At 63.3% G+C, this 12,746-nt stretch carries 12 protein-coding genes; 7 read left to right on the plus strand and 5 right to left on the minus strand.

The window, feature by feature from the left end:
• The first annotated feature begins 73 nt into the window (after positions 1-73).
• Together AC07OT_RS00945 and hppD are read left to right on the plus strand one after the other, a co-directional pair.
• Complete coding sequence (locus AC07OT_RS00945) at positions 74-997, plus strand: DMT family transporter (protein ID WP_495107154.1); 924 nt, start codon at positions 74-76, stop codon at positions 995-997.
• Positions 998-1,243: 246 nt separating this feature from the next.
• Entirely contained in the window at positions 1,244-2,320 is a 1,077-nt protein-coding gene (gene hppD, locus AC07OT_RS00950; RefSeq protein WP_065941558.1) for a 4-hydroxyphenylpyruvate dioxygenase, read from the plus strand.
• Between the two features lie 56 nt (positions 2,321-2,376).
• Here the strand turns inward: hppD and rarD are convergent, their stop codons facing one another.
• From rarD to AC07OT_RS00965, 3 genes are all read right to left on the minus strand, one after another.
• Complete coding sequence (rarD, locus tag AC07OT_RS00955; RefSeq protein ID WP_495107155.1) at positions 2,377-3,258, minus strand: EamA family transporter RarD; 882 nt, start codon at positions 3,256-3,258, stop codon at positions 2,377-2,379.
• 385 nt (positions 3,259-3,643) lie between these two features.
• Positions 3,644-4,654, minus strand: coding sequence for an aldo/keto reductase (locus tag AC07OT_RS00960; protein ID WP_141157790.1), 1,011 nt, complete (start codon positions 4,652-4,654; stop codon positions 3,644-3,646).
• Between the two features lie 81 nt (positions 4,655-4,735).
• Positions 4,736-5,638 carry a LysR family transcriptional regulator gene (locus AC07OT_RS00965; protein ID WP_495102105.1) on the minus strand — a complete coding sequence of 301 codons (903 nt, stop codon included), beginning with the start codon at positions 5,636-5,638 and terminating at the stop codon, positions 4,736-4,738.
• 101 nt (positions 5,639-5,739) lie between these two features.
• Between AC07OT_RS00965 and AC07OT_RS00970 the strand changes: the two genes are divergently transcribed.
• Positions 5,740-6,444, plus strand: coding sequence for an SDR family oxidoreductase (locus AC07OT_RS00970; RefSeq protein WP_495107156.1), 705 nt, complete (start codon positions 5,740-5,742; stop codon positions 6,442-6,444).
• A gap of 63 nt (positions 6,445-6,507) precedes the next feature.
• On the opposite strand, the gene AC07OT_RS00975 is transcribed toward AC07OT_RS00970, so the two are convergent.
• On the minus strand, positions 6,508-7,818 hold the full coding sequence (locus AC07OT_RS00975; RefSeq protein WP_495107157.1) for an MFS transporter: 1,311 nt from the start codon (positions 7,816-7,818) through the stop codon (positions 6,508-6,510).
• 173 nt (positions 7,819-7,991) lie between these two features.
• On the opposite strand from AC07OT_RS00975, the gene AC07OT_RS00980 reads away from it, so the two are divergent.
• The 4 genes from AC07OT_RS00980 (at position 7,992) to AC07OT_RS00995 (ending at position 12,022) form a co-directional block, all read left to right on the plus strand.
• Complete coding sequence (locus AC07OT_RS00980) at positions 7,992-9,098, plus strand: sugar diacid recognition domain-containing protein (RefSeq protein ID WP_495107158.1); 1,107 nt, start codon at positions 7,992-7,994, stop codon at positions 9,096-9,098.
• 91 nt (positions 9,099-9,189) lie between these two features.
• On the plus strand, positions 9,190-10,329 hold the full coding sequence (locus AC07OT_RS00985) for a glycerate kinase (protein ID WP_495107159.1): 1,140 nt from the start codon (positions 9,190-9,192) through the stop codon (positions 10,327-10,329).
• A 55-nt stretch (positions 10,330-10,384) separates the two neighbouring features.
• Positions 10,385-11,449 (plus strand): DUF1176 domain-containing protein, encoded by a 1,065-nt coding sequence (locus AC07OT_RS00990; RefSeq protein ID WP_495107160.1) that lies wholly within the window; start codon positions 10,385-10,387, stop codon positions 11,447-11,449.
• 60 nt (positions 11,450-11,509) lie between these two features.
• Positions 11,510-12,022, plus strand: coding sequence for a GNAT family N-acetyltransferase (locus tag AC07OT_RS00995; RefSeq protein ID WP_098479481.1), 513 nt, complete (start codon positions 11,510-11,512; stop codon positions 12,020-12,022).
• Here the strand turns inward: AC07OT_RS00995 and AC07OT_RS01000 are convergent.
• Entirely contained in the window at positions 12,019-12,711 is a 693-nt protein-coding gene (locus tag AC07OT_RS01000; protein ID WP_065941549.1) for an aspartate/glutamate racemase family protein, read from the minus strand. The genes AC07OT_RS00995 and AC07OT_RS01000 overlap by 4 nt on opposite strands.
• Positions 12,712-12,746 lie beyond the last annotated feature (35 nt).

Genomic DNA, 12,746 nt, shown 5'->3' on the forward strand with positions numbered 1-12,746 from the left:
GAAAGCTCATTTTACGATGATCAGATATTAGCTGAAGAATACGCCAATTCTCTCCGTACTTAGAGCCATCCCCATGCATCCCGCCTCCGATTACCTGACTTATTGCAAACTCGCCGCCGTCACCATGATCTGGGGCGGTACCTTTGTCGCCGGGCGCTTCCTGGCCGACCACCTCAATCCGCTGCTGGCCGCCAGCCTGCGTTTTATCCTCGCCAGCCTGGCGTTGTTGCTGTTCATGGCCTGCGTGCGTATTCGACTGTTACGCCCGAACCTTCGGCAGTTTGCGCAACTGGCGGTGCTGGGCTTCTGCGGGATTTTTTTCTACAACCTGTGCTTCTTCTATGGGTTGCAGTACATCAATGCGTCGCGGGCTTCGTTGATCGTGGCGTTGAATCCGGCGGTGATCGGCCTGGCGAGCTGGCTGTTATTCAAGGAGCGGCTGAGTCGGATCAAGCTGCTGGGGATCCTGCTTTGCCTGGTCGGTGCCGGGACGGTCATTGTCAGTCGTAACCCGCAGTTGTTGCAGGCCACCGCCGATGCCTGGATCGGCGACCTGCTGATCCTCGGCTGTGTGGCAGGGTGGGGCGTTTATTCGCTGTGTGCCCGTGGGCTCAACCAAAGCCTGGGGCCCTTGCAGACGGTCACCTGGTCGGTGCTGCTGGGTACGTTGATGTTGACCACCAGCGCGTTTGTCACCGCAAGCGTCAGCGTAGAAGCGCTCGCCCGCTTGCAGCTCACCCAGTGGCTCAGTCTGGCCTACCTCGGCGTGTTGGGCTCGGCGCTGGCGTATATCGGTTACTACGACGGCATCCGGCGCATTGGCGCGACGCGCTCCGGGGTGTTTATCGCACTCAACCCACTGACGGCGGTGATCTGCGGTGCCTTGCTGCTGGGGGAGCAACTGACGGCGCCCATGCTGGCGGGCGGAGCCGTCATCCTGCTGGGCATCTACCTGTGCAACAAACCCCTTGCACAGGCCAGGGCAATGGGGATTTGATAAGAGTACGGACAAATACGGTTACGCTGTGTAGAATCGATTTACGCATACAAGAATATGGACTTGCGCTCACGCAAGCCTCGGCCGTCAGAGACTGATGTAACCATGAAGCTACTCGGCTCCCCCCTCATCTTTGGTGACTTCCTCGCCCGCAGTGTGCGAGGCCTATCCTGCGCGCCGCCCTCCGACCTCATCCTTGCTCGCACATAACCAATTGCTACCCACAAGAATGATGAGGCGCCGGCCATGACCGACCACTACGAAAACCCAATGGGCCTGATGGGCTTTGAATTTATCGAATTCGCATCGCCGACCCCCGGCACCCTGGAGCCGATCTTCGAGATCATGGGCTTCACCAAAGTCGCGACTCACCGCTCCAAGAACGTCCAGCTGTTCCGCCAGGGCGAGATCAACCTGATCCTCAACAACGAGCCCAACAGCATCGCCTCCTATTTCGCCGCCGAGCACGGCCCGTCGGTGTGCGGCATGGCGTTCCGCGTCAAGGACTCGCAAAAAGCCTACAACCGCGCCCTGGAACTGGGTGCCCAGCCCATCCATATCGAGACCGGCCCGATGGAGCTGAACCTGCCGGCCATCAAGGGCATCGGCGGCGCGCCGCTGTACCTGATCGACCGTTTTGGTGAGGGCAGCTCGATCTATGACATCGACTTCGTCTACCTCGACGGCGTCGAGCGCAACCCGCAAGGTGCCGGCCTGAAGGTCATCGACCACCTGACCCACAACGTCTACCGCGGGCGCATGGCCTACTGGGCCGGCTTCTACGAGAAACTGTTCAACTTCCGTGAAGCGCGCTACTTCGATATCAAGGGCGAATACACCGGCCTGACGTCCAAGGCCATGAGCGCCCCGGACGGCATGATCCGCATCCCGCTGAACGAAGAGTCGTCCAAGGGCGCCGGGCAGATCGAAGAGTTCCTGATGCAGTTCAATGGCGAGGGCATACAGCACGTTGCGTTCCTCACCGACGACCTGGTCAAGACCTGGGACGCACTCAAGAAGATCGGCATGCGCTTCATGACCGCGCCGCCGGACACCTACTACGAAATGCTCGAAGGTCGCCTGCCGAACCACGGCGAACCGGTGGATCAATTGCAGGCGCGGGGCATCCTGCTGGACGGCTCGTCCATCGAAGGCGACAAGCGCCTGTTGCTGCAGATCTTCTCGGAAACCCTGATGGGCCCGGTGTTCTTCGAGTTCATCCAGCGCAAGGGCGATGATGGGTTTGGCGAGGGCAACTTCAAGGCGCTGTTCGAGTCCATCGAGCGGGACCAGGTACGTCGTGGTGTGTTGACCGCCGACTGAGCATGAAAAAAGCCCGACCGAGGGACGCCTCGGTCGGGCTTTTTGTCGCTTGGCATTCAGGCCCGGCGCTGGCGCACCAAATGCTTGAACCCTTCGAACACCAGGACCATGACCGCCATCCAGATCGGGATGTAAGTCAACCATTCGCCAGCCTTGATGCCTTCACCCAGCAGCAGCGCCACTACCAGCAACAGCACCGGCTCGACATAACTGAGCAGTCCGAACAGGCTGAACGCCAGCAGGCGGCTGGCGATGATATAGCTCACCAGCGCCGAGGCGCTGATCAGGCCCAGCATCGGGATCAACCCGTACAGCTTGGGGTGGGCATCCATCACCGCGAAGCCCTGTTCGCCGCTTTGCACAAACCACCAGGCCACCGGCAGCATCAGCGCCATGTCCAGCCACAGTCCGCCAAGATGGTCGGTCTTGAGGTATTTGCGCGCAATGAAATACAGCGGGTAGCCGATAATCACCACCAGCGTCGCCCAGGAAAAACCGCCGGCCTGGAACAGCTCGTTGAATACCCCAAGGCCGGCAAAAAACACCGCGAGCTTTTGCAGGTAGGACAGCTGTTCGCCCCATACCAGGCGTCCGGTCAGCACCATGGTCAGCGGCAGCAGGAAGTAACCCACCGATACATCCAGGCTGCGCCCGTTCAGCGGCGCCCACATGAACAACCACAACTGCACGCCCAGCAACGCCGACGACAGCACCACACCGCCGATCAGTCGCGGCTTGGCTGCGAGTACTTGCAGCAATTCCCACACCCGCCGCCATTCGCCGCTGACGATCATGAACACCGTCATGCACGGCACGGTCAGCAACATGCGCCAGCCGAAAATTTCCAGGCCGCTCAACGGCGTCAGCAATGACGTGAAGTAATACATCACGGCAAACAACACCGAGGCCGACACCGATAACACGACACCTTTAGACACGTTGTCCTCGCGAAAACCGATTTCAAACAAGTAGAGGGAGTTTCAACAGGGGATTATGGTGCTTTTGAGGCGAGAGGGTCGCGCTGTTTTGGGGCGTTTTTCAGGAAAATATCTCGCTGCCGCTGTCTGGGTCTGCCTGGTAGGGGCAGTCGGGGTGTTGTTGTTGTTGTTGTTGTTGTGGTGGTGAGCGGGCTTGCCCCGCGCTGGGCTGCGAAGCAGCCCCAATAACTGACGACGAGGTTTTCCTGGAAAAACGCGACGGCTTTAAAGGGCTGCTGCGCAGCCCAGCGCGGGGCAAGCCCGCTCACCACAGCAAGCCCGCCCACCACAACAAGCCCGCTCGCCGCAGTAAGGCCGCTGCGCAACCCTTACTTGGTCAATCAGGCTATGCGCGCGCCACTCGGCCCGAGACAAAATGGCCCACATCGTTGAACCCCGGCGTAGAGGAATGCCCCGGCGTTACCAACGAATCAATGAACGCTTCATCCTCAGCCGTGATCTTCACGTCCAGCGCACCGGTGTAGGCGTCCCACTGCGCCTCAGTGCGCGGCCCCACGATCGCCGAGCTCACCGCCGCGTTGTTCAGCACCCAGGCGATGGCAAACTCGACAATGCCCACGCCACGGCCCTGGGTGTATTGCTGGATCTGCTGGGCGATGCGCAACGACTCCATGCGCCATTCGGTTTCCAGGATGCGTTTGTCCTGGCGTGCCGCGCGGCTGCCGGCCTCCGGGGTGACGTCCGGCGCGTATTTACCGCTGAGTACTCCACGCGCCAGTGGGCTGTAAGGCACCACGCCCAGGCCGTATGCGGCGGCGGCAGTGATCTGTTCGACTTCAGCCTGGCGGTTGACGATGTTGTAAAGCGGCTGGCTGATTACCGGCCTGTCCACGCCCAGGCGCTCGGCGACGCGGATCACCTCGGCAATCCGCCAGCCACGATAGTTGGACAGTCCCCAGTAACGGATCTTGCCTTGGCGAATCAGGTCGCCGATGGCCGATACCGTCACCTCCAGCGGGGTGTCGTGATCTTCGCGGTGCAGGTAGTAGATGTCGAGGTAGTCGGTATCGAGGCGGGTGAGGCTGGCTTCCAGCGCGTTGAAGATGCGCTTGCGGCTCAAGCCGCTGCGGTTGGGCAGGCCCTCGGTGGGGCCAATGGCGACTTTCGACGCCACCACCCAATCCTGACGATGGCGAGCGATGGCTTCGCCGACGATTTCCTCGGAGCGCCCTCCGGTGTAGACATCCGCCGTGTCGATGAAATTGATGCCCTGGTCCCAGGCCTTGTCGATGATGCGCAGCGAGTCCTCTGTGTGGGTCTGTTCGCCAAACATCATGGTGCCCAGGGTCAAGGCGCTGACCTTCAAGCCGGACTGGCCCAATGTGCGGTAAATCATGCAAAGCTCCTTGCGGCTGTGAGACACGGCCTATGCAATAGCAGACTCGACGGCTCTGGAACAAGCCCTGCGCGCGTTTCTTCATGCACTCAGCAAGGCCTGGCAACGCACTTGTAGAAACCGGTGCAGCACTTTCACCCGCTCCGACACTTGCAGGCGGTGCGGGCACATCAGGTTGAACGGCGTGGGTTCGCCCTGCCAGTCCGGCAGCAGGTGCACCAACCGTCCGGCCTTGAGGTCCCGGGCGATATCGAGGTTGGCCTTGTAGGCAATCCCGTGGCCGGCCAGTGCCCAACGCCGCACAATCTCGCCGTCATCGCTCAGGTAGTCGCCCGTCACTTCGACTTCCTGCAACGTGGTGCCCTGGCGAAAGTACCAGGTGCTGTTGGCCCGGCCCTGGCGCATGTACCGCAGCGTATTGTGTTGCGCCAACTCCGCCGGGGTGTGCGGCGTGCCGTGGCGCGCCAGGTAGTCGGGGCTGGCGCAGGGCAGGCGTTGGTGATCGGGCACCACCGGCAGCGCCACCAGGCTGGAGTCCCGTGGGACGCCGAAGCGCAGGGCGATGTCGACGGTGTCGCGGAACAGGTCGGCATTGCTGTCGTTGAGCAGTAGTTGCAGGCGGATGTGCGGGTGTTCCAGCTTGAACTCATCCAGCCAGCCCAGCACCACATTGCGGCCGAAATCCGAGGGTGCGGCCAACTGCAACAAGCCGGTCAGGCCCTGGCTCTGCTGCTTGAGCGCTTGCTCGCCTTCGGCCAAGGCGGCCAGGGCCTCGCGCACGCTGTCGAGGTAACGCCGGCCTTCTTCGGTCAGGCGCATGCTGCGGGTGGAGCGTGCCAGCAGTCGGGTACCCAAGCGGCTTTCCAGGCGTTTGAGGGCGATGCTCGCCGCTGCGGGGGTGAGGCCGAGCCCGCGTGCGGCGGCAGACAGGCTGCCGGTGTCGGCGGTGCGCGCGAACACTTCAAGGTCGAGGATTGAGCTCATTTGTAAAAATCCTTTAAAGATCTTGTCGTTTTACCGGGATTTTTCGCCGATTGCCAAGCTGGGAAGATGAACGCTCACTTTCTGACCCAGGACACTACCCCATGAATTCCTCACTCAACGGCAAAACGGTCATCGTCATTGGCGGCAGCAGCGGCATCGGTGCAGCCGTGGCCAAGGCCGCAGCCGCACGCGGTGCCCAGGTGGTGCTGGCGGGGCGGCGGCTATCGTCAGGTAGCGACAACGGCCTGCGCAGCGAACCGGTGGACGTCACCGATGCCGCGTCCCTACAACGGTTGTTCAAAACCGTCGGGCGGTTTGACCATCTGGTGTACACCTCCGGCCCCTCGGTACGCGCCAAGGCCTTGGCCGAAACCGACCTGGGCGAGGCTCAGGACAACTTCAACGTGAAACTCTGGGGCGCCTTGCGGGCGATCCAGCACGCGCTGCCTTTCCTCGATGAGCACGGCAGCATCAGCCTGACCTCCGGGCAACTGGGGCGTAAATGGGTGCCGGGGCAGTTCATCAAAGTCGGTATCAACGCTGCCACTGAAGCCCTGGGCAAGCAGTTGGCCAAGGAGTTGGCGCCGCGTCGGGTCAACGTGGTGAGCCCTGGTGTGATTGATACCCCGGCGTATGCGGGGTTGGCCGAGGACCAGCGCCTGGCGATGTTGGCCAAGGCGGGGGACGCGCTGCCGGTGGGGCGTGTGGGGCAGGCCGAGGACGTGGCGGCGGGGTATGTGCTGGCCATGGAAAATGGCTTTATTACCGGTGCTGTCATTGATATCAACGGCGGCGGCCTGCTGTAAACCCAGACCCATTGTGGGAGGGGGCAAGTCGAATCGACGCACCGCCCTCCCACATGGACCGCGTTAAACCTTCAAGGTCCGCGTCATCCGCAACGCCAGCACACTGCCCGCCACAATCACCGCCGCCAGCAGGTACAGCGCCACATCCGTGGACCCGGTGGCCTCCTTCACAAAACCGACGATATACGGGCTGAGGAAACCGGCCATCTGGCCCATGGAGTTGATCAGCGCCAGGCCGCCGGCGGCTGCGCCCGCGCTGAGCATGGCGGTCGGCACCGGCCAGAACATTGGCAGGCCGGTGAGGGCGCCCATGGTGGCGATGGTCAGGCCGAGTATGGCGATGGCCGGCGTGGTGGCGAAGTTCACCGCGATCACCAGGCCGATGGCGCCCATCAGCATCGGCACCACCAAGTGCCAGCGACGCTCCTTGCGCAAGTCCGCCGAGCGGCCCACCAGTAACATGAATACCGCTGCCAGCAGATACGGAATCGCACTGAGCCAGCCGATCACCAGGTTATCGCTGAAACCCAGGTTCTTGATGATCGACGGCAGCCAGAAGTTGATGGCGTATACGCCGCTCTGGATGCAGAAATAGATCAGGCCGAACGCCCAGATCGCCGGGTTCTTGAACACTTCGGCGAGTGAATCGGTGGTGGTTTTCGGCTTGTTGGCCAGGTCGGTGGCCTGGTCGGCTTCCAGCACGGCGCGTTCGTGGGGCTTGAGCCACTTGGCATGGGCAAAGCTGTCGCTGAGCAGGAAGTAGGCGAGGGCGCCGAGGATCACGGTCGGGATGCCTTGCAGCAGGAACATCCATTGCCAGCCTGCCAGGCCGCCCTGGCCGGCGGCGAAGTGGTTGAGGATCCAGCCGGAAAACGGGCTGCCGAGCAAACCGGACACCGGGATCGCCGACATGAACAGCGCCATGATCCGCCCACGGCGAAACGTCGGGAACCACTGCGAGAGGTACAGCACCACACCCGGAAAGAAGCCGGCTTCAGCCGCACCGGTAAACAGGCGCAAGGTATAGAAATGCGTCGGCGTGGTGACGAACAACAGGCAGGTGGACAGCGTGCCCCAGACGATCATCATCAAGGCAATCCAGCGCCGTGGACCGAATCTGGTCAGCGCCAGGTTGCTCGGCACGCCACACAGCACGTAGCCGATAAAGAAGATCCCGGCACCCAGGCCGTACACGGTTTCGCTGAATTTCAGCGCATCGAGCATCTGCAACTTGGCAAAGCCAACGTTGACCCGGTCGAGGTAGTTGAACAGATAGCAGATGAAAATGAAGGGGATCAGGCGCAGGGTAATGCGCTTGTAGATGGCGTTTTTATCGTCATCGGTGGCCAGTGTGACAGCGGCGCTCTGTGACATGGGAGTCTCTCTTTATTATGATTTTTCGCGATGCGAAGGTAACGTTGATCGCCCAATGAGTCTCGGCCACGTTGCGGGGTGCTGTCTTTGTGCTTGCGCACAGTGATGCATGCTTTGCGCTGTGCCGATGAACAACCACGCTTTCAAGGACTTTCTTTCAAGGAGATGGCCGCATGTTCGAGCTGGATCATGACCTGGCGCAGGATATCGTCAATCGCACCATGGCGATCCTGCCCTATAACGTCAACGTCATGGACAGCCAGGGCCTGATCCTCGGCAGCGGCGAGCCCGAGCGCATCAACACCCGCCACGAAGGCGCACAACTGGTACTGGCCAACGGTCGCGTGGTCGAGATCGACGGGCAGACCGCCAAGCACCTCAAGGGCGTGCAGCCAGGGATCAACCTGCCGCTTATGCACGATCAGCGCTTGATCGGCGTGCTGGGTATCACCGGCGAGCCCGAGCTGTTGCGCACCTATGCCGAATTGGTGCGCATGACCGCCGAAATGCTCGTCAGCCATCGTCATCAGCAAGCCGAGCAGCAATGGCGACGCCAGCGTTGCGATGATCTGTTGGCGTTGCTCCTCGCCGACAGCGGCGACTCACCACGCCTGGTCGACGAAGCCCAGCAATTGGGCCTCAAGCCGCAGCTGGCACGCACGCCGTACCTGTTCGAACTGGGGGCGGGCCAATCGGCGGAGGCCTTGAACACCTGGCTGACCTCGCGCTATCCGGACAGTTGGTGCGTGAGCTCGGCGCAGTTCTCGCTGCTGTGGTGCCGACCGGCGGCGCAGCAGGTGGACAATCCACGGTTACTGGAAAAGCTCCAGGGCCTGGGCTGGAACATCCTGCGGGTGGCCGTCGGCGGGCAGGCGGATGGCCTGGCCGGATTGCGCCGTTGCTATCGTCGCGTCGGCGATTTGCTGGCCTACGGTCGCGATGTACTGCCGCACTCGCGGCTGTTGACCCTCAACCGCTACCGCCTGCCCGTGATGCTCTGGCGTCATCGCAACGACGATGCCCTGGACGAACTGCTCAATCCCTTGCGCAAGGTGCTGGCCAGGGACAGCAACGGCCAACTCCTGGCCACGCTGCGCAGTTGGTGTGAACACGACGGGCAAAGCCAGGCCTGTGCCGACGCCCTCGGCATTCACCGCAACAGCCTGCGTTACCGCATGGAGCGCATCGCCGAACTCAGCGGCGTCGACCCGCTGACCCTGGATGGCATGCTGGCGCTGTACCTCGGCGTGCAGCTATTGCCCCAGGCTTTGTCGGAATGAACAACAAACCTTACCCGCACTTGTGCATCGGACCGGCGTCAGCGGCGGTGCCAACTGGCAGCATGGGCGTGATAAAAACCGGAGAAAGCCCATGAAAATCATCATCGCCCCCGACTCGTTCAAGGACAGCCTGAGTGCCGAGGGCGTCGCCCAGGCCATTGCCGCAGGGTTGGCGCAAGTCTGGCCGGACGCACAGCTGATCCAGTGCCCAATGGCGGACGGTGGTGAAGGCACGGTGGACGCGGTGCTCGCCGCCTGTAACGGCCAATTGCGCCGCCAGGCGGTGCGCGGGCCTTTGGGCACCGCGGTGGAAGCACGTTGGGGCTGGCTGGCCGACAGCCACACCGCGATCATCGAAATGGCCGAAGCCAGCGGCCTGCAATTGGTAGCGCCAGGCCAGCGCGATGCGTGCACCAGCAGCACCTACGGCACTGGCGAACTGATTCGCGCGGCCCTGGACCTGGGTGCCCGGCGCATCATTCTGGCAATTGGCGGCAGCGCCACCAACGACGGCGGCGCGGGGGCGATGCAGGCCCTGGGGGTGCAACTGTTAGACGCTGCGGATCAGGCCTTGCCGCCGGGTGGCCTGGCCTTGTCACGACTGGCGCGTATCAACCTGGAAAAACTCGACCCGCGCCTGGCCCAGGTACGCTTTGAAATCGCCGCCGATGTGAACAACCCGCTGTGCGGCCCCCACGGCGCCTCGGCGATATTCGGCCCGCAAAAAGGCGCCAACCCCGAGCAGGTGCAACAACTGGACGCCGCCCTCGGCCACTTCGCCGATCACTGCGCCAACGTCCTGCCCAAGGACGTGCGCGACGAGCCCGGCAGCGGCGCCGCCGGCGGCCTGGGTTTCGCCGCCAAGGCGTTCCTCGGCGCGCAGTTCCGCGCGGGCGTGGAAGTCGTCGCCGAGCTGGTGGGCCTTGACGACGCCGTACGCGGCGCCGACTTGGTCATCACCGGCGAAGGCCGCTTCGACGCCCAGACCCTGCGCGGCAAAACCCCCTTCGGCGTGGCCTGCATCGCCCGGCAACATGGCGTCCCGGTGATCGTCATCGCCGGCACCCTGGGCGACGGCTACGAGCAGATGTACGCCCATGGCGTGGATGCAGCCTTCGCCTTGCCAAGCGGCCCGATGAGCCTGGAGCAGGCCTGCAGCGAGGCACCGCGTTTGCTGCGCGAGCGCGCGGCGGATATTGCGCGGGTGTGGCGTGTGGCGGCCAAGCGCTGACGCATCACGCCGAACATGGGACAATCCGCGTCATTTTTCGACACGGAGAGTCCCCATGCTGCGCCCCGTACTCCTGGCCCTGCTGCTGACCGGCAGCGCCACCCAGGCCTTCGCTCAACCGCCCGCTGAAACCGTACCGCTGCTGCGGGAAATCAAGAACTGGGTCACCGGGTGCGATAACCTGCGCAATTGTCATGCCCTCAGCGCGCCCAGTGGCGTCGATGAAGAAGACTACAGCTCCCTGACCTTGCATATCTGGCATCAGGCCGGTCCCGAAGGGTATCTGCGCCTGCGCTTCGACCACCGCGGCGAAGCGCTGGACCTGTCGACCTTGCTGTTGGACGGTCAGCCGTTGGGCCTGGAGCTGACCCGGGATCTGCATGTGGAACTGGACGATCAGGGCGGCGATCCCGAGGTGCAGTCTTACGGTGTGATCGAGGACGCTGCGGCGCGGCGCTGGTTGCAGCGTTTGCGCAATGGCCAGCGCCTGCAATTGCCGGGTGATGAGCAGGCCCATGTGTCGCTGAGCGGCCTGAGCGCTTCGCTGCTGTTGATGGATGCGGTGCAGGGGCGGGTGGATAACGTGACGGCCCTGGCACGCCCCGGAAAAGCGCCGGCCCGTGAGGTGCCGCCACGTTTGCCAACACCGGTGCTGCGCAAGTTCCCTGCGCCGCCGGCGTTGACCGCGCAGGAACAGGCCGGCCTGGTGGCCGCTGCTGTGCAGGCCGTGACGCCGGAGGAGGGTGAGCCCGAGGCAAAGGCCGGGGCGCTGACGGCGCAACAGGCGATGACGGTGGTGCGTTACGACTGCGCGGCCTACAACTGTGAGTTCGACGTGGTCAGCCGCCAGCGTCAGGCGCCCTATGCGCAAACGCCGCTGGCGCTTGAGCCCTTGCCGTTGGACGGCGCTGCGCTGCAAGGCTCGGTGGGCTATGACGAAGCCACCGGCACCTTGAGTTATTTCTACAAGCAGCGCGGCATCGGTGACTGCGGCGGTGGTGGTGTCTGGGTGTTTGACGGCAAGGCGTTCCAGCTCAGTGAGTTTCATAGCATGCCGCGCTGCACCGGTGTCGGTTACGGCGACTGGCCGTCGTTATGGACGACCGTGCCGGCGCCCTAGCCAGGGAGCAGGCATGGCCTCTACACTGGCCGGCCACGTGTCTTTCAAAGGATGAAACCCATGCACGCACCTGAACCCCATATCGTGATCCAGCGCTTTACCGAGGCCCACCTTGAAGGTGTGGCGGCGCTCTATAACGAACCGGCCGTGTGCCGGCAGGTGCTGCAGATGCCGTTCCAGTCGGTGGATGTCTGGCGCAAACGCCTGGTCACCGACAACGAGCGGCGCCTGCAACTGGTGGCGGTGCACGGCGGCGAGGTGATCGGCCAACTGGGCCTGGAACAGTACCTGCGCGTACGCCAGGCCCATGTCGGTTCGTTCGGCATGGGTGTGGCGACGGCCTGGCAGGGCAAGGGCGTAGGCTCGCGGCTGTTGACGGCCGCGCTGGACGTGGCCGACAACTGGATGAACCTGCACCGGGTGGAACTCACGGTGTACGCCGACAACGAAGCCGCGCATCACCTGTACCGCAAGTTCGGCTTCGAGGTCGAAGGGCGCTTGCGTGACTACGCCCTGCGCGATGGGGTGTTTGTCGACACCCTGAGCATGGCGCGCCTGCGCCAGTCGGCTTAACCCTCCAGCGCAAACGCCACCGCAGCCTGCGCATGCAGCTCAGTGGTGTCCAGCAGCGGCAGGTCGCTGTGTTCGGGCTTGACCAGCAGGCTGATTTCCGTGCAGCCGAGGATGACCGCCTGGGCACCCCGTGCGGCCAGGGACTCGATGACCCGCAGGTAAACCTGGCGTGATGCATCGCTGATCACGCCGACGCACAATTCCTCATAGATAATCCGGTGCACGGCGCGGCGCTCCTCCGCGTCCGGCACCAGCACGGTGAGGCCCTGGGCGGCCAGGCGCGACGTGAGAAAATCCTGCTCCATGGTGAACGCGGTGCCGAGCAAGCCGACGGTCAGGGTGCCGGCTGCCACCGCCGCCGCAGCGGCCGCATCCGCGATGTGCAGGAAGGGGATCGACACCGCCGCCTCGATACGCGGCGCCACCAAATGCATGGTGTTGGTACACAGCACCACACACTCGGCGCCGCCGGCCTGCAAACGGCGCGCGGCGTCTTCCAGGATCAGCGCGGTGTCATCCCAACGCCCGGCGTGCTGGGCCTGTTCCACCGGGCCGAAGTCCACGCTGTACATCAACAGCTGTGCCGAGCGCAGCGGGCCGAGCTGGTCGCGCACGCGCTGGTTGATGATGCGGTAGTACTCGGCGCTGGACTCCCAGCTCATGCCGCCGATAAGGCCGATGGTACGCATGCGATGCTCCTGACAGGGAAAGTCGCTTCACCTTA

It is taken from the genome of Pseudomonas sp. GW821-FHT09C10 (assembly GCF_059418085.1).